General features: G+C 71.3%; 14 protein-coding genes. 10 read left to right on the top strand and 4 right to left on the bottom strand.

Annotated features, from left to right (window positions below; translation table 11 throughout):
* The first annotated feature begins 58 nt into the window (after positions 1-58).
* The 6 genes from ychF to ACZ7CD_RS13275 all read left to right on the top strand — a co-directional run bounded on the left by ychF (position 59) and on the right by ACZ7CD_RS13275 (position 9637).
* Positions 59-1138 (top strand): redox-regulated ATPase YchF, encoded by a 1080-nt coding sequence (gene ychF, locus ACZ7CD_RS13300; protein ID WP_360386074.1) that lies wholly within the window; start codon positions 59-61, stop codon positions 1136-1138.
* Positions 1139-1191: 53 nt separating this feature from the next.
* The gene (locus ACZ7CD_RS13295) at positions 1192-2355 is read left to right on the top strand and encodes a Fic family protein (RefSeq protein WP_470378961.1); all 1164 of its coding nucleotides are present in this window, start codon (positions 1192-1194) and stop codon (positions 2353-2355) included.
* A 77-nt stretch (positions 2356-2432) separates the two neighbouring features.
* Entirely contained in the window at positions 2433-5183 is a 2751-nt protein-coding gene (locus ACZ7CD_RS13290; RefSeq protein WP_470378960.1) for an AfsR/SARP family transcriptional regulator, read from the top strand.
* Complete coding sequence (locus ACZ7CD_RS13285; RefSeq protein WP_470378959.1) at positions 5180-7882, top strand: AfsR/SARP family transcriptional regulator; 2703 nt, start codon at positions 5180-5182, stop codon at positions 7880-7882. Before ACZ7CD_RS13290 ends, ACZ7CD_RS13285 begins: the two co-directional genes overlap by 4 nt.
* Positions 7883-7948: 66 nt before the next feature.
* The gene (locus ACZ7CD_RS13280; protein WP_170067891.1) at positions 7949-8104 is read left to right on the top strand and encodes a DUF6131 family protein; all 156 of its coding nucleotides are present in this window, start codon (positions 7949-7951) and stop codon (positions 8102-8104) included.
* Positions 8105-8293: 189 nt separating this feature from the next.
* Entirely contained in the window at positions 8294-9637 is a 1344-nt protein-coding gene (locus ACZ7CD_RS13275) for a mannosyltransferase (RefSeq protein ID WP_470378958.1), read from the top strand.
* A 13-nt stretch (positions 9638-9650) separates the two neighbouring features.
* Here the strand turns inward: ACZ7CD_RS13275 and ACZ7CD_RS13270 are convergent, their stop codons facing one another.
* Positions 9651-9944, bottom strand: coding sequence for a 4a-hydroxytetrahydrobiopterin dehydratase (locus ACZ7CD_RS13270; RefSeq protein WP_458429324.1), 294 nt, complete (start codon positions 9942-9944; stop codon positions 9651-9653).
* Between the two features lie 131 nt (positions 9945-10075).
* On the opposite strand from ACZ7CD_RS13270, the gene ACZ7CD_RS13265 reads away from it, so the two are divergent.
* From ACZ7CD_RS13265 to ACZ7CD_RS13250, 4 genes are read left to right on the top strand one after another with little or no spacing between them, the layout of a single operon-like run.
* On the top strand, positions 10076-11080 hold the full coding sequence (locus tag ACZ7CD_RS13265) for a thiamine ABC transporter substrate-binding protein (protein ID WP_470369413.1): 1005 nt from the start codon (positions 10076-10078) through the stop codon (positions 11078-11080).
* Positions 11056-12672 (top strand): ABC transporter permease, encoded by a 1617-nt coding sequence (locus tag ACZ7CD_RS13260; RefSeq protein ID WP_470378957.1) that lies wholly within the window; start codon positions 11056-11058, stop codon positions 12670-12672. The genes ACZ7CD_RS13265 and ACZ7CD_RS13260 overlap by 25 nt, the downstream gene beginning before the upstream one ends.
* Entirely contained in the window at positions 12672-13622 is a 951-nt protein-coding gene (locus tag ACZ7CD_RS13255) for an ABC transporter ATP-binding protein (RefSeq protein ID WP_470378956.1), read from the top strand. The genes ACZ7CD_RS13260 and ACZ7CD_RS13255 overlap by 1 nt, the downstream gene beginning before the upstream one ends.
* 10 nt (positions 13623-13632) lie before the next feature.
* Entirely contained in the window at positions 13633-14391 is a 759-nt protein-coding gene (locus tag ACZ7CD_RS13250) for an SDR family oxidoreductase (RefSeq protein WP_470378955.1), read from the top strand.
* A 24-nt stretch (positions 14392-14415) separates the two neighbouring features.
* On the opposite strand, the gene ACZ7CD_RS13245 is transcribed toward ACZ7CD_RS13250, so the two are convergent.
* The 3 genes from ACZ7CD_RS13245 to ACZ7CD_RS13235 are packed head-to-tail and all read right to left on the bottom strand — an operon-like array spanning position 14416 to position 17281.
* Positions 14416-15216 carry an ABC transporter permease gene (locus ACZ7CD_RS13245; protein ID WP_360386094.1) on the bottom strand — a complete coding sequence of 267 codons (801 nt, stop codon included), beginning with the start codon at positions 15214-15216 and terminating at the stop codon, positions 14416-14418.
* Positions 15213-16217, bottom strand: coding sequence for an ABC transporter ATP-binding protein (locus ACZ7CD_RS13240; RefSeq protein WP_470378954.1), 1005 nt, complete (start codon positions 16215-16217; stop codon positions 15213-15215). The genes ACZ7CD_RS13245 and ACZ7CD_RS13240 overlap by 4 nt, the downstream gene beginning before the upstream one ends.
* On the bottom strand, positions 16214-17281 hold the full coding sequence (locus ACZ7CD_RS13235; RefSeq protein WP_458429319.1) for a LolA family protein: 1068 nt from the start codon (positions 17279-17281) through the stop codon (positions 16214-16216). Before ACZ7CD_RS13235 ends, ACZ7CD_RS13240 begins: the two co-directional genes overlap by 4 nt.
* Positions 17282-17423 lie beyond the last annotated feature (142 nt).

The following is a 17423-nucleotide window of genomic DNA, read 5'->3' as shown; positions in this document are numbered from 1 at the left end:
ACGCGCTATGGCTCGCGGGAATCGGACACCACCGTGGTCTGCCGTAGACTCGTCACCCGTGAGTTTGACCCTCGGTATCGTCGGCCTGCCCAACGTCGGCAAGTCCACCCTCTTCAACGCACTGACGCGCAACGACGTGCTCGCCGCGAACTACCCGTTCGCGACCATCGAGCCGAACGTCGGCGTCGTGCCGCTGCCGGACGCGCGCCTCACCAAGCTCGCCGAGATCTTCGGCTCGGAGCGCGAGGTGCCGGCCGTGGTGTCGTTCGTCGACATCGCAGGCATCGTCAAGGGCGCGTCGGAGGGCGAGGGCCTCGGCAACAAGTTCCTCGCCAACATCCGCGAGGCCAACGCGATCTGCCAGGTCATCCGCGTGTTCGACGACCCCGACGTGGTGCACGTCGACGGCCGCGTCGACCCCGCCTCCGACATGGAGACGATCAACACCGAGCTGATCCTCGCCGACCTCCAGACCCTGGAGAAGGCCGTCCCGCGCCTGGAGAAGGAGGCGCGGATGCAGAAGGACCGCCGCCCCGCCCTCGAGGCCGCGCAGAAGGCCAAGGAGATCCTCGACTCCGGCCGCACGCTGTTCTCCGCGAAGTCCGAGGTGGACCACGCGCTGATCCGCGAGCTGTCCCTGCTCACGACCAAGCCGTTCCTCTACGTCTTCAACGCCGACGAGGGCGTGCTGGGCGACGAGGCCCGCCAGAAGGAGCTGCGCGAGCTGGTCGCCCCGGCCGACGCGGTGTTCCTCGACGCCAAGGTCGAGTCCGAGCTGCTGGAGCTCGACCAGGAGTCGGCCCTCGAACTGCTGGAGTCCATCGGCCAGCACGAGCCGGGCCTGCACTCGCTCGCCCGCGCCGGCTTCCACACCCTCGGCCTGCAGACCTACCTGACCGCGGGCCCGAAGGAAGCGCGGGCGTGGACCATCCCGCAGGGCGCGACCGCCCCGCAGGCCGCGGGCGTCATCCACACCGACTTCGAGAAGGGCTTCATCAAGGCCGAGGTCGTGTCGTTCGACGACCTGGTGGCCGCGGGCTCGAAGGCCGACGCGAAGGCGGCGGGCAAGGTCCGCATGGAGGGCAAGGACTACGTGATGGCGGACGGCGACGTGGTGGAGTTCCGCTTCAACGTCTGACCCCGGACGACGGTGCCGGATCGTCGAGGTCCGGCACCTGACGCATTGACGCAATGTTTGCGTCATTCTATTGTTGGTCGATGCTGTACCCCACGCCCGTCCTCAGGTCTGAAGATCAGCGTGTTCTGCACGAGATCGAGGAACTGCGGCGCTCGTTGCGCCTCCAGGTCCGGTCCGCTCCGACGAAGTGGACCGACGGGCTGCGCAAGTTCCTGACCGCTGACGCGGTGGCCGCCTCCAACTCGATCGAAGGCTTCAAGGTGTCCACCGTGGACGTCGAGGACCTGATCGACGGTGAACGGGACGTCGACGTCTCCGAAGAAGATCGCGAGGAGACGCTCGCCTACCAGCGGATGATGACGTACATCCAGACGCTGCACGACGTCGAGGACTTCCGGTACGGCAAGGAGCTCCTCAACGCGCTCCACTGGATGCTGCAGGGGCACCGCAACACCCCGCGCAAGCCGGCTGGCCAGTGGCGTCGCGGCGCGGTGTACGTGACGGATGCCCGAGACCCCAGCATCGCGGTGTACACGGCGCCCGAAGCGGCCGACGTGCCGGATTTGATGGGCGAGCTGGTGGAGTGGCTGAACGCGGACGACGGCAGTCATCCGCTCGTGCGTGCCGCGATGGCGCATCTCCACCTCGTCTCCATCCACCCGTGGGCGGACGGGAACGGCCGCATGTCCCGGTCGCTCCAGACGCTCATGATCGCCAGGGAGGGAGAGCTGGCGCCGGAGTTCTCCTCGATCGAGGCGTGGCTCGGGCGGCCGGGCAACACCTGGGAGTACTACCGCGAACTGCAGAGCCGCGGGGCGATCTACCGTCCTGACCAGGACGTCTCCGGCTGGGTTCGGTTCAACCTCACCGCTTACCACCAGCAGGCGCAGACCGTGCGCAGTCGCCTGGACCGTTCTGGTCGCGTGTGGGTGCTGCTCGACGAGTTCGCCGCGTCCCGGGGGCTGGAGCAGAGGGTGGTGTCGGCTCTGCACGACGTCGCGATGTCGGGCCGGGTGCGCCGTACCCGCTACGAGCGAGCCGAGGACCTGGGCCTGCAACGAGCCCAGCGTGATCTCAGGGACCTGGTCGCCGCCGGGGTCCTCACACCTGTCGGTCGCACCCGTGCGCGCTTCTACACGGCCGGTTCGGCTTTTCCGGAACCGGCCCTCGAAGCGGCTCGGACACCGCTGACGCTTATCGACCCGTACGCGTCCTGACGGTGACCTGGACTCCCGGCCCGCGCGGTCGGAACGCGCGGGTACTCGGTTGACGATCACACCTAGACTCTCGCTGTGTGATCGTCGAGTACCGCGTCCTGGGACCGCTCGAGGTGCTGGCCGACGGCGAGCCGATCGCCGTCCCGGCTGGGCGGGGACGGGTGTTGCTGGCCACCTTGTTGTTGCGCGCCAACGAGTTCGTGTCCGTCGACGAGTTGGTGGACCGGGTGTGGGAAGGGGCGCCGCCGGCTGCGGAACGGGCGCACAAGACGTTGCAGACGGTCGTGTTGCGGTTGCGGCGGGCGTTGGGGGCGGCCAACTGCGTGCGGACGGTGTCCGGTGGGTACCGCGCGGAGGTCGCGCCGGAGCAGCTGGACCTCACGCGGTTCCGGGCGTTGGTGGAGCAGGGGGAGTTCCGGGCGGCGCTGGGGTTGTGGCGGGGGCCGGTGCTGGCCGACGTCGCTTCGGAGGCGTTGCACCGCGAGGACGTGCCGCCGCTGGTGGAGGAGCACGTCGTGGCGTTGGAGCGGCGCATCGACGAGGACCTGGCGCGGGACACCGACGTGCTGGTGCCCGAGCTGCGGGCGTTGATCGGGAAGCACCCGTTGCGGGAGACGTTCTGGGCGCAGCTGGTGCTGGCGTTGCACCGGTCGAACCAGCAGGCGGAGGCGCTCGCCGTCTACGAGGAGGTGCGCAGGAGCCTCGCCGACGAGCTCGGGGTCGACCCCGGTCAGCGGTTGCGCGACGCGCACCGGCAGGTGCTCAGCGGTGAGGTGCCGTCCGGCGGTGTGCCGCGGCAGTTGCCGGCCGGTGTGCCGCACTTCGTCGGTCGGGAGCGGGAGCTCGACCGGCTCACCGAGCTGTTGCGGACGCGGCCGGGTGAGCCGGTGCTGATCTCGGCGATCAACGGGATCGGCGGCGTCGGGAAGACCGCGCTCGCGGTGCAGTGGGCGCACCAGCAGGCCGACCGGTTCCCCGACGGGCAGCTCTACGTGAACCTGCGCGGGTTCGACTCCCAGGCCGAGCCCGCGGACCCGATGTCGGTGGCCCGCGACTTCCTGGTAGCGCTGGGCTTCGCGTCGCACGAGATCCCGACGTCGGGGGAGCCGCTCGTGGCGGCGTACCGGTCGGCGCTGGCCGAGCGGCGGATGTTGCTGGTGCTCGACAACGCGCGTGACGTCGAGCAGGTGCGGCCGTTGCTGCCCGGTGGCGCGGCGAACCTGGTGGTCGTCACCAGTCGCAACCGGCTCGCCGGGCTGGTGGCGCGGGAAGGGGCGCTGCCGGTCGCGCTGGACGTGCTCGACGAACGGCAGGCGGTCGCCCTGCTGGTCGAACGCGTCGGCGCCGCCAGGGTCGAGGCCGAGCCGGACGCGGTGCGGCGGCTGGTCAAGCGGTGTGCCGGGTTGCCGCTCGCGCTGAGCATCGTCGCCGCGCGTGCCGCGTACGGGGACTCGCTGGGCACCCTCGCCGACGAGCTGGACGACGAACGGCTCGACGCGCTGGACATCGACGACCCGACCACCGGCGTCCGCGGTGTGTTCTCGTGGTCGCTGCGGTCGGTCAGCGAGCCGGCGGCCAGGACGTTCGTGCTGCTCGGGCTGCACCCCGGCCCCGACTTCGCGTTGAGCGCCGTGGCGAGCCTCACCGCGCTGCCGGCGGCCGAGGCCCGGCGCGCGCTCGCCGAGCTGGTCGCGGGCAGCCTCGTGCAGGTCGGTGCGAGCGGCCGGTACTCGCAGCACGACCTGGTGCGCGACTACGCGGCGGAACGGGCGGCCGAGCTGCCGGCGCAGGTGCGGGACGCGGCGGTGCACCGGATGTTCGAGCACTACCTGCACCTCACCCAGAACTGCTGGCAGCGGTTGCAGTTCAACATCCCGCCGGTCGTCACGGAGCCGCCCTCGCCGGGGGTGGTCGTCGAGGAGGTCCCGGACTCGGACGTGGCGTGGGCGCGGTTCGGCGCCGAGTACCCGGTGCTGTTCGGCACCGTCGAGCGCGCGAACGAGCTGGGAGCGGACCACGTCGTCTGGCGGGTGCCGTTCATGCTGCACGGCTACCTCTCCCGGCAGGGCTACATGCGGGAGGCGGTGGGCCTGCACCGCCTCGGGCTGGCGGCGGCGCAGCGGCTCGGCGACGTGGAGGCGCAGAGCCTCATGCACCGCAGGATCGCCGCGATCCTCATGAGCTTCGACGACTACGGGGAGACCGAGTTCCACCTGCGCGAGGCGATCCGGTGCGCCCGACCCGGCGGCAACGTCCTCGCGGAGGCGCACCTGCGGCGCGGGCTCGCGTTCGCCTACGAACGGCAGGGCCGGCTGGCGGACGCGCTCGACGTGCTGGCGGAGATCCACCCGCGGATCGTGGGCCAGGACGACAGCTACGAGGTCGGCCGCCACCTCGCCGCACTGGGCCGTGCCCACCACACCGTCGGGCAGCACGAGCGGGCCCTGCAGCTCTGCCTGCAGGCGGCCGAGAAGTTCGCGGAGACCGACTTCAACGGCCAGGACGAGGGACCGTGCGGCAACACGGAGACGCTGGGTGACATCCACCACGCGCTGGGACGGCACACCGAGGCCGTCGTGATCTACCGGCGGGCGCTGCAGATGTGGCGGGACATGCGGACCGCGACCAACATCGCCGACTGCCTGCGCAAGATGAGCGAGGCGTTCATCGCCATGGGGGACGCCGTCCAGGCGCGCGAGTGCCTCCTCGAAGCCGTGCAGATCATCAAGGGCAGCCAGGACTCGACGTACTACCAGGGGGCGGAGGACCTGCAGGACCTGCTCGCCCGGCTCGACCGGATCGAGGACGCCGACGGGACGCCGGCGTGAAGGCCGAGTACCGGGTGCTGGGGCCGCTGGAGGTCCTGCTCGACGGTGCGCCGGTCACCGTCCCGGCCGGCCGCTGCCGGGTGCTGCTCGCGACGTTGTTGTTGCGCGCCAACGAGTTCGTGTCCGTCGACGAGCTGGTGGACCGGCTGTGGGACGGCGCACCGCCCGCACCGGACCGGGCGCACAAGACGTTGCACATGGTCGTGACGCGGCTGCGGCAGGCGCTCGGCGCGGCCGGCTGCGTCACCACCCGCAGCGGCGGCTACGCGGCCGTGGTGGCGCCGGAACAGCTGGACCTCACGCGGTTCCGCGTGCTGGTGGAAAAAGGGGAGCTGCACGCGGCGCTGGCGCTGTGGCGCGGCCCGGTGCTGGCCGACGTGGTCTCCGAGCCGCTGCACCGCGACGACGTGCCACCGCTGCTCGAAGAACAGGTCGTGGCGCTGGAACGCCGGATCGACCAGGACCTCGCCCGCGACACCGGCGCGCTCGTGCCCGAGCTGCGGGCGCTGGTCGCGCGGTACCCGTTGCGGGAGGTGTTCTGGGCGCAGCTGGTGCTGGCGTTGCACCGGTCGGACCAGCAGGCGGAGGCGCTGGCGGTCTACGAGGAGGTCCGCGCCCGCCTCGCCGCCGAGCTGGGAACCGGTCCGGGGCAACGGCTGCGCGACGCGCACCGGCAGGTGCTCAGCGGTGAGGTGCCGCCCGACGACGTGCCCCGGCAGCTGCCGGCCGGTGTGCCGCACTTCGTGGGCAGGGAGCGGGAGCTCGACCGGCTCACCGAGCTGGTGCGGGCGCGGCCGGGTGAGCCCGTGCTGATCTCGGCGATCAACGGGATCGGCGGGGTCGGCAAGACCGCGCTGGCCGTGCGGTGGGCGCACGAGCAGGCTGACCGGTTCCCCGACGGGCAGCTCTACGTGAACCTGCGCGGGTTCGACTCGCGTGCCGAGCCGGTCGACCCGCTGTCGGTGGCCCGTGACTTCCTGGTGGCGCTCGGTTTCGCCGCGGCCGGTGTGCCGGTGGCGGAGGACGCCCTCCTCGCGGCCTATCGGTCGGCGTTGGCCGAACGCCGCGTGCTGCTGCTGTTGGACAACGCGCGTGATGTCGAGCAGGTGCGGCCGTTGCTGCCCGGCGGTGCGGCGACCCTCGTGGTCGTCACCAGTCGCAACCGGCTCAGCGGGCTGGTGGAACGGGAGGGTGCGCTGCCGGTCGCGCTGGACGTGCTCGACGACCGGCAGTCGGTCGACCTGCTGGTCGAACGGATCGGGCCGGCCAGGGTGGCGGCGGAACCCGAGGCGGTGGCCCGCCTGGTGCGGCGCTGCGCGGGTCTGCCGCTCGCGCTGAGCATCGTCGCTGCCCGTGCCGCGTACGGCGACGCGCTGGGCACCCTCGCCGGCGAGCTGGACGGCGAACGGCTCGACGCGCTGGACATCGACGACCCCACGACCGGCATCCGCGGCGTGTTCTCGTGGTCGCTGCGGTCGGTCAGCGCGACCGCGGCGAGGGTGTTCGTGCTCCTCGGCCTGCACCCCGGCCCCGACTTCACGGCCGACGCCGCGGCCAGCCTCGCCGCGGTGCCGGTGGAGACCGCTCGCGCGGCGCTCGGCGAGCTCGTCGCCGGCACCCTCGTCCAGCACGGCGCGGACGACCGGTACTCCCTGCACGACCTGTTGCGCGACTACGCGGCGGAACGGGCCGCCGAGCTGCCGGAGACCGAACGGGAGCACGCGCTGCGTGGCATGTTCGACCACTACCTGCACACCTCGCTGCTCGCCTGGGCGCAGGTCCGGTCGGTGGTCGTCGAGCCGCCGGTCGCACCGCCGGTCGCGCACGCGGTGGTCCGGCCGGTCGCGGACTTGGCCGCCGCGGGGGAGTGGTTCGCCGCGGAGAAACCGGCGCTGCTGCGGGTCGTGGCGCACGCGGCCCGGTCCGGCGCGGACGACGTCGCGTGGGCGCTGGCGTTCTCGATGCACCTGGCGGTCCTGCGGGCCGGTGACCTCGCCGTTGCCGTGGCGCTCAACCTCCAGGGGCTCACGGCGGCGGAACGCGCCGGCAGCCGCTGGGGCCGTGCGCGGATGCACCGCTGCCTGATCGGCACGTACATCGCCATGCGGGCGCTGGACGACGCCGAGCTGCACCTGCGGGCGGCGCTGCGGCTGGAGGAGGACGACCCCGCCTCCAGGGTGAACCTGACCAGGGGCCTCGCCCAGATCTACCAGTTCCAGGACCGTCCTGCGGACGGGCTGGCCGCCCTGCTCGGGGTGCGGGACCTGGCCGATGGGCTCGCCGACCGGGTGGAGCGGGCGAACTACCTCGCGAGCCTCGGCGACTTCTACCTGATGTCCGGTGACGACGAGCAGGCGCTCGTGGTCGGGGAACAGGCGCGGGTGGCGATGCGGGAGGCCGGCGTCCGGCCGACCCCGGTGCTGTGCCGCAACATCGAGGGGCTCGCCGCCCTGCACCTGAAGGCCGGGCGGTATGCCGAGGCCATCGCGTACTACGAGGAGTCCGTGGGCCTGCTGCGCGAGATGCGGGCGACGTACGACCTGGCGCACACGCTCGTGCTGCTCGGGAAGGTCCTCAAGCAGACCGGTGACCTGCGGCGGTGCGAGGAATGTCTGCGCGAGGCGGAATACATCATCGGCGAACGTGATGACGGATCGTCACGAGACGTGCGCAGAGAGCTGAATGTCGTGCGGGGCTAGAAAATTCGTGTTTGTACCGACCTTCGTGGGGTATCCGAGTTGAGGATTTCCCCACCTGGAGGTGTCATGATCGTCCTCGGACTGATCCTGCTCGTCGTCGGATGGCTCGCCGGTATCAGCATTCTGACGACCATCGGTGTCGTGCTGCTGGTCATCGGCGCGATCCTCGCCGTTCTCGGCGCGGTCGGCAAGCCGATCGGCGGTCGCGCGCACTACTTCTAAGAAGGTCCTGACGCCAGGACCGCGGTCCTGAAGCAGGGCTACGAAGCCAGAAGGGGGAGCCTCCACTGTGGAGGCTCCCCCTTTCGGCTTGGGTGGCAACGGTTTGTGGACGTTGCTCCGGCTTCAGCTGCCTAGAGGCTGCTCTTGCTCCGAGCGGCCGCCGCGAACACTCCGAACGCGACTCCCAGCATGCCCAGAGCGGCGACAGCGGCAACAACAAGATCAACAGACATGATCAGAAAAACTCCCTACAGCGATCTCTCCCGTTCTGATGACGCTCGGGTACCCACTCGCGTTGCATCGAGTAACGTTTTCCGCGTGAAACTCCGTGCTGTGGAAGCGCGTGTGCTCTCCGTAGCGCCGTGGCTGCTCGCCCTGTCGGTGGTCGGGCACCTGCTCATGGTCGCCTTCCAGGCGAAGATGACCATGATCGACCTGCTCGTCTACCGCAACGGATCACCGCACCTGTTCCGGGGCGACCTCTACGAGTGGCGGCTCGACCAGTACGCGGACGTCTTCCCGCTGCCGTTCACCTACCCGCCGTTCGCGGCCGCGATCTTCACGCCGATGAGCTGGGTGCCGTGGGAGGCCTCCCGCTGGATCTGGCAGCTGATCTGCCTCGGGTGCCTGTACTTCATCGTCCGCACGAGCCTGAAGCTGCTCAGGCTCGACGACCCGCGCCGCGCGATGCTGTGGACCGCGCTGGTGCTGTGGATCGAGCCGGTGCGCACCACGCTCAACTACGGGCAGATCAACCTGGTGCTGTGCGCGATCCTCATCGGCACGCTCGCGAGCGCGCGCAACTGGGTCGGTGGCGCGGGTGTCGGTTTCACCGCGGGCATCAAGCTGACGCCCGCAATCTCCGGTTTGTACTTCCTCATCACGAAGAGGTGGATGGCGGCCGTTTGGTCGTTCGTCGCTTTCGCGGCCACGTACGGCATCGGCTGGGCGATCTCACCGTCGCAGTCGGACAGGTTCTGGTTCCAGCTGCTCGGCGACGCGAGCCGGGTCGGGCCGGTCGGCAGCGCGATCAACCAGTCGATGCGCGGCGCGCTGAGCCGCACGGTCGGCCACGACGTGCAGACCGGGCCGCTCTACCTCGTCGCCGTCGTCGTCGCGGCCGCGCTCACGTGGTTCGCCGTCAGCAGGACCAGGGACGTGCTGGCGTTGATCGTCAGCGTGCAGTTCCTCGGCCTGCTGGTCTCGCCGATCTCGTGGAGCCACCACTGGGTGTGGGTGGTGCCCGCCCTGCTGTGGCTGGTCTACGAGGGCGGCCACGTGCTCTGCACGATCACCGCCTGCCTGTGGGTGCTGCTGACCGGCGGCTTCCTGATCTCGTTCCTGCTGCTCGCCCAGCCGAACATCTGGGACTTCGCCCGCCCCTGGTACCTCGTGGTGCTCGGCTGGGGCTACCCGGCCGCGGGCCTGCTGACGCTGGTCGCGATCGGGCTCGCGGCCCGGCGCCGGGCCGGCGGCCCGCCCTCCGGTGAGGAGAAGGCCGCGGACGGCGCACCGAGCCGGGTCGCCGGCTGACGGCAGCCTTCCCTCAGGAGAGCGCGTCCACCACCCCGTCGATCTCCTCGGCGAGGGAGACGTCCAGCGCGGTGATCCCGCCCTTGTAGTGCGTGCTCAGGCGGAATGTCAGCGTCTTGTACCGGATGTCGACGTCCGGGTGGTGGTTGTCGTTCTCCGCGATCTCCGCGACCCGGTTCACGACCATGATCGCCTGCGCGAAGCTCGCGAGCTCCACCGTCCGGACCAGTGCCGCGTCCTGGGCGGTCCAGTCGGGCAGCTTGGGCAGCACGTCGTTCAACTGATCGTCGCTCAACAGCTCGGCCATGTCCTGATCGTCCCACCACGTCACGTAAGCTGCGCGTTCGCCACGGGAGTCCGGTGAAGCGCCGGGCTGAGAGGAGGGCTCGCAAGCCCTCGACCGTCCACCTGATCCGGGTCATACCGGCGTAGGGAGAGATGATGAGAAGGATTTTCGCTGCTCTGACCGCTGCGGCGCTGGTCACCGGGTGCTCGGCCGGCACGTCGACCGCCCCGCAGGCGCGCGAGGTCACGCTGGTGACGCACGACTCGTTCGCGGTGAAGGACGGCCTGCTCGACGAGTTCAAGCAGGCCACCGGCATCACCGTGAAGCAGATCGCGAGCGGTGACGCGGGTGAGCTCACCAACAAGCTGGTGCTCACCAAGTCGAACCCGATCGGCGACGTCGCGTTCGGCGTCGACTCGACGTTCGCGTCGCGGGCGCTGGCCGAGGGCGTCTTCGCCGAGTACGCCTCGCCGGAGGCGGCCAAGGGCGCGCAGCGCTACCAGGTCGACGGCACGAACCGGCTGCAGGCCGTCGACGTCGGTGACGTGTGCCTCAACATCGACCCGGCTAAGCTCGGCGGCGTCGAGCCGGCCTCCTACGAGGACCTGGTCGACCCGAAGTTCAAGGACAAGCTGGTCGTGGAGAACCCGGCCACGTCCTCGCCCGGTCTCGCGTTCCTGCTCGGCACGATCGCGAAGTTCGGCGAGAACGGCTGGCAGGAGTACTGGACCAAGCTCAAGGCCAACGGCGTCAAGGTCGTGAGCGGCTGGGAAGAGGCCTACAACCAGGAGTTCTCCGCCACCAAGGGCGACCGGCCGATCGTCGTGTCGTACGCGTCGTCGCCGTCGGCGGAGGGCGGCAAGACCAAGGCCGTGCTCGGCACCTGCTACCGCCAGGTCGAATACGCGGGCGTGCTGTCCGGCGCGAAGAACTCCGAGGACGCGAAGAAGGTCCTCGACTTCCTGCTGGGCGAGGAGTTCCAGGCGCAGGTCGCCGAGCAGATGTACGTCTACCCGTCGCGCGAGGGCGTCGCACTGCCCGAGTCGTGGACGAAGGACGCCCCGCTGCCGGCGAACCCGCAGACGCTGCCCGCCGACAAGGTGAAGGACAACCGCGAAGCCTGGGTCGAGCAGTGGCGCAAGCTCGTGCAGGGCTGACGCTGCTGTCGGCCCGCACCGGGTGGTCGGCGGCGGCGCTGCTGCCGCTGGCCTTCCTCGGACTCTTCTTCGCGTGGCCGGTGCTGGCGATCGTCACCCTCGGCCTGCGCGAGGGCGGGGTGCTCGACGCGGTCCTCGCCGGGGAGACCTGGGAGCTCGTCGGGTTCACCCTGGGCCAGGCCCTCGCCTCGACGGCCGTGGCGGTGCTCGCCGGGATGCCGCTCGCGTTCGTGCTGGCCCGGTGCCGGATTCGCGGGCTCGGGTTCGTGCGCGCGGCGGTGATGGTGCCGTTCGTGCTGCCGACCGTGGTGGTGGGCCTGGCGTTCCGGACGTTCTGGCCCGACGGCGGGGTGCTGCCGATCGTGCTGGCGAACGCGTTCTTCAACGTCGCCGTGGTCGCGCGGACCGTCGGCGGGCTGTGGGCGCACACGGACCGGCGGGCCGAGGACGCCGCCCGTGCGCTGGGGGCGTCACGGCCGCGGGCGTTCCTGTCGGTGGTGCTGCCGGCGTTGGCCCCCGCCGTCGGGTCGGCCGCGGCGGTGGTGTTCCTGTTCTGCGCCACCAGCTTCGGTGTGGTGCTGGTGCTCGGCGGGTCGCGGTACCGGACCCTGGAGACCGAGATCTACCTGCGGACGGTCGAGCTGTTCGACCTGTCCGGTGCCGCCGCGCTGTCGTTGCTCCAGTTCGCCGCAGTGCTGGCGGTGCTGGTGCTCGGAGCACTGGCCCGCAGGCGGCGGGAGACCGCGTTGTCGTTGCGCGGCAGGGAGGAGCTGGCACGCCGGCCGTCCGGTGGTGAGTGGTGCGTGGTCCTCGCGGCGTTCGCCGTCGTGGCCGCGCTGCTGACGCCGGTGGTGGGGCTGGTCACGCGCTCGCTGTCCACAAGGGACGGCTGGAGCCTCGCCGGGTACGCCGCGCTGGCCACCCGCGGTGACCGCGGGACGCTCGCGGTCACCGGGGTCGACGCGGCGCTCAACTCGGTGCGCACGGCGTTCGACGCGACCGCGGTGGCGCTGGTGGTCGGGGTGTTCTCGGCGGTCGTGCTGGTCGGGTTGCGGCGCGCGGGCGGCCGGTTCGCCGAGGTGCTGGACACCGCGCTGATGCTGCCGCTGGGCGTGTCCGCGGTGACCGTCGGCTTCGGGTACCTCATCACGATGGACGCGCTGCCGGGCGACTTCCGCACCTCGCCGCTGCTGGTGCCGCTGGCGCAGGCGCTGGTCGTGACGCCGCTGGTCGTGCGGATGGTGCTGCCCGTGCTGCGGGCGGTCGACGAACGGCTGCGGCAGGCGGCGGCCACGCTGGGCGCCTCGCCCGCCCGCGTGTGGCGCGAGGTCGACCTGCCGCTGGTCGGGCGCTCGCTCGCGGCGGCGGCCGGGTTCGGGTACGTGGTGGCGCTGGGGGAGTTCGGTGCTACGAGCTTCCTGGCGCGGCCGGAGTCGCCGACGCTGCCGGTGGTGATCGCGCGGCTGATGTCGCGGCCGGGGGAGTTGAACAGCCAGATGGCCTACGCGGCGTGCGCGCTGCTGATGGTCGTCACGGTCGGGTGCGTGCTGCTGATCGAGCGGTTGCGCGTGCCGAGCAGCGGGGAGTTCTGATGGCACTGGCACTCGGCTCGATCACCGTCCGATATGGACGGACGACGGCCGTCGACGGCGTGTCGCTGGAGGTCGCCGACGGCGAGGTCGTGGCGCTGCTCGGGCCGTCCGGCTGCGGCAAGTCGACGCTGCTGCGCACCGTCGCGGGACTGGAGAAGCCGTCCGCGGGCGCGGTGCGCTGGGACGGCGCTGACCTGGCCGGCGTGCCGGTGCACCGGCGGGGGTTCGGGCTGGTGTTCCAGGACGGGCAGCTCTTCCCGCACCGGTCGGTGGCCGGGAACGTGGCGTTCGGGCTGCGGATGCAGGGCGTCGACCGCGAGGAGCGCGACAAGCGGGTGGTGTCGCTGCTGGAGCTCGTCGGCCTCGACGGGTACGCCGACCGGCGCGTGACGCAGCTGTCCGGCGGCGAGCAGCAACGGGTGGCGCTGGCACGGGCGCTGGCGCCGTCACCGCGGTTGCTGCTGCTGGACGAACCGCTGTCGGCGCTGGACCGGGCGTTGCGCGAGCAGCTCGCGGTGGACCTGGCGCGGCTGCTGCGGGAGTCGGCCACGACGGCGCTGGTCGTGACGCACGACCACGACGAGGCGTTCACGCTGGCCGACCGGGTGGCGATCATGTCGCGCGGCCGGGTCGTCCAGGTCGGGCCGCCCGCGGAGGTCTGGTCGGCGCCGGTCGACGTGGAGACGGCGAAGTTCCTGGGGTGCGGCAAGTTCGTGCCCGGTTCGTTCGTCGGGCTGGACGTTGCGCGAGTGGGGCTGCGGGCGACGGCGTTGCGCGTCGACGCCGACGGGCCGTTGTCCGGGACGGTGGTGGAACGGGTGCACCGGCGCGACCACGTGCGGTTGCTCGTGGAGATCGACGGCGAGGAGTACGAGGCCGTCGGACCGGTGTCGGTCGGTGACCGGGTGCGGCTCGCAATCGACTTGGACGGTGTCGCGCGCGTCGGGTAGTTGTTGGCCCATGGGACATCTCGACGGGCGGGTCGCGCTGGTCACGGGCGTGAGCAGGCGGCAGGGCATCGGGTACGCGATCGCCACGCGCCTGGCCGGACTCGGCGCCGACCTGTTCGTGCAGCACCACGTGCCGCACGACGCCGAACAGCCGTGGGGGGCCGACTCGGTCGACGAGGTCGTCGCGGGCATCGGCGGACGGGTCGAGCACCTGGGCCTCGACCTGGCCGAGCCGGACGCGCCCGACCGGCTGGTGGCGGCCGCGGTCGAGGCGTACGGCCGGGTCGACGTCCTGGTCTGCAACCACGCCCGCTCCGGCGGCGACGGGCCGTTGGGCGAGCTGGACGCGGCGATGCTCGACGCGCACCACGCGGTGAACACGCGGTCGACGATCCTGCTCGCGCAAGCGTTTGCCCGGCAGCACGACGGCGCTCGCGGCGGACGGGTCGTGCTCATGACGTCCGGTCAGAACCTGGGCCCGATGCCCGGTGAGGTCGCGTACGCGGCGTCGAAGGGGGCCCTGGTGGGAATCCTGCCGACGTTGTCGCACCACCTGATCAGGCAGGGGATCACGGTCAACGCCGTGAACCCCGGCCCGACGGACACCGGCTACGCGACGCCGGAGGCGCACGAGTGGGTGCGGGAGCGGATGCCGCTGGGCCGCTGGGGCCGGCCGGACGACGCCGCCCGGCTGGTCTCCTGGCTCTGCACCGACGACGCCGGCTGGGTCACCGGCCAGGTCATCAACAGCGAGGGCGGCTTCCGCTGACCCCCCTGCCTGCCCAGGCAGACGTCAGTTGTCCTTCGTGATCAGGCGAGCCGCCGCCAGGCCGGTGCCGATCAGCAGGTAGCAGCCCGCGAGCAGGGTGCTGTCCCAGATCTGGTCGAGCGGCATCGGGTCGCGCATCACGTCGACCAAGCCGGGGAACCCGGTCGTGAGCAGGAACGGGTGCAGCCAGTCGAGCGACGGGAACTGCCCCAGCACCTGGAACACGATGATCCCGGTCATCGTGGCCGCCTGCACCACCAGCGGGTGCTCGGTGGTCGACGAGACGGCCAGCGCCACCGCGCCGACCGCGATCATCTGGAACGTCACCAGCACGATGAAGAACGCGATCCGCAGCAGGCCCTCACCGGTCGACAGGGTGTTGCCGGACAACGTCATCATGCCGTCGTTGCCCAGGAACGCCGTGCCCGCGGCCATGCCGACGACCGCCATCAGCGTGACGGCCAGCAGCGACATCGCGCTGATGCCGAACAGCTTCACGAACAGCAGCCGCACCCGTGACACCGGCGCGACCAGCAGCCCGCGCAACGTGCCGTGCTGCGCCTCGCCCGCGAGCCCGTCCGCCGCCCAGATCGACGCCACCAGCGGCAGCAGCAGGTTGAGCGACAGGAACAGCGTGAAGATGGACACGACCAGGCCGTTGCCGGTGAGGATCGCGGACAGGCCGGGCCCGCCGCCGTCGCCGTCGGCCGTCCAGATGCCGAAGCTGATGACGATGGGCACGAGCACCAGGCCGAACAACCCGATGAGGGTCCGCGGCCTGCGCAGCATCCAGCGCACCTCGGACCCCAGCTGACGCGTGATCATCGCGTTCCCCCGTCCAGCGTGTCCACGGCGGACATCCCGCGCTCGGCCTCCTCGGCGTCGGTGAGCCGCGCGAACAGCTCCTCCAGGCCGGTCTTCCAGCGCGTCGCCTCGTGGACGTGCACGCCGGCCTTGACCAGCGTCTCGATCACCTGCGGGGCACTGGTCCCCGCGAGCTCGACCCGCAGGCCCTCGCCGAGCGGTCGCGCGGAGATGCGGGCCTGGCGCAGTGCGCCGAGCGCGTCCTCCACGTCCGGCGTGACCACCTGCAGCGCCGAACCGCCCGCCTGCAGCAGCTCGGTCAGCTCTCCTTGCGCCACAACGGTTCCCCGGTGCAGCACGGCGACGTGGGTGCAGGTCGCCTCGACCTCGCTGAGCAGGTGGCTCGACACCATCACGGTGCTGCCGCTCGCGTGCAGCTCGGCGATGATCTTGCGGATCTCCCTGGTGCCGGCCGGGTCGAGCCCGTTGGTGGGCTCGTCCAGCACGACGAGCCTGCGCGGCACGAGCAACGCCCCGGCGAGGCCGAGACGTTGCTTCATGCCGAGCGAGTACCCGCGGAACCTGCGGTGGGCCGCCTGGGCGAGCCCGACGCGTTCGAGTGCGTCCTCCACCGCCTGCTTGACCTGCTTCTTCGGCAGCAGCGGCTCGAACGCGGCACAGCGGATGAGGTTCTCCCGCCCGCTCAGGAACGGGTGGAACCCCGGACCCTCGACCAGCGCGCCCACGTGCGGCAGCGCCTGCTCGGCCCCGTCCGGAAGCGGCCGGCCGAGCAGTTCGATCTCCCCCTTGGTGGGCCGCACCAACCCGAGCAGCATCCGGATCGTGGTCGTCTTGCCCGACCCGTTGGGGCCGAGCATGCCGAGCACGGCCCCCTCCGGCAGCTCCAGGTCGACGCGGTCCACGGCGACCGTGCTCCCGTACTCCTTGCGCAGACCCCTGGTCCGCGCGGCGACCCCGGTCTGCACCGGTGCGGCCGCCGGCGCGCTGGTCGAGGTGGTCACTTCACCTGTCCGATCGTGTCGAACAGGACCTGCTCGGGAACGGCACCCGCGACCACGCGGCCGTCGTCCGCGATCAGGACGTTCGCGACCTTCGTGGTGAACAGCTTGCCGGTGCCCCAGCTGCCGCTGACCTTCTTCGTGAACCGGTCGACCAGCCCCTGCGCCTCGGCGGGCACCCGGGTCATGGCCTGAGCAGGGATGCGCGCGCCGACCACGGTGTCCCAGCCGTCGCCGAAGAACTGCGGGTCCTTGCCCTGCAACGCCTGCTCCAGCGCGGCCTCGGGCTTGCGGTCACCCCGCTGCTCCTTCGCCTCGGGCGTCGTGACCTTCGCACCGGCGGCCGGCGTGAACTCGAACAGCTTCGCGTCCTGCGGTCCCACGGTCAGCTGGGTGAAGCCGACCTGGGCAGCGGGGGAGCTGGCGCCGTTCGTGTGGATCGCGACCCGCAGCGGCATCTTCGTCTCGGAGTCGACGGCGATGCGGACCTCGCGGACGAGGGTCTTCTCGGTCGGCTTCGGGGTGAGGACGAGCTCGTAGGCCGCGCGGTCGGCGACCCGCGCGGTGCCGTCGACGCTGAGGTCGCTCGACTCCTTCGTCAGGTTCACGATCTCCCTGGCCGCGGTCGTCGGGTCGACGGCCTTCGCCTCCGCGGGCGCCTTCCCGGCGTCGGCCCCGTGCTCGGCCTTCGTGACCTCGTTGGTCTGCGAGTTCCACGACCAGGTGGTCTTGCCGTCGTTGACGATCGTCTGCTCGGACTGGCCCGTCGGCAGGGCGAGGCGGAACTTCTCGTCCCCGTCGGTCCAGATCCGCGCGGTGTGGTTGCCGTCGGCCAGCTGCGGGATCTCGGCGATCGCAGGCAACCCGAGCTTGTTCTCGGCCTGCACGGTGCCGCCGAACGCGGCCGGCTTCGTCGTCAGGACCTGCTCGACCAGCGCTTCCGGGGTGATGGGCGGAAGCGTCGGCGGCTGACCTGCGCCTGCGGGCATGGCGAGCAGGCTGAGGCCTGCCGCGCCGGTGACCACCGTGGCCGCTGCCGCGGCCAGGGTCACCTTTCGCTTGTTCATCGCTGTGGTCCCCTCCTCCATGGGCTTGTGGGACCAGCTTGCTGGGGGCGAGCTGAGATGGTGCTGAGACTAACGTCGTCGCTGGTCGGCGGCATCGGGACGCGGCGTCGCACCGTGCCCGGCACCGGTCCGCTGAGAGTCG

The organism is Lentzea sp. NPDC036949, assembly GCF_055608075.1.
This window is presented reverse-complemented; position numbering and strand designations above follow the sequence as displayed.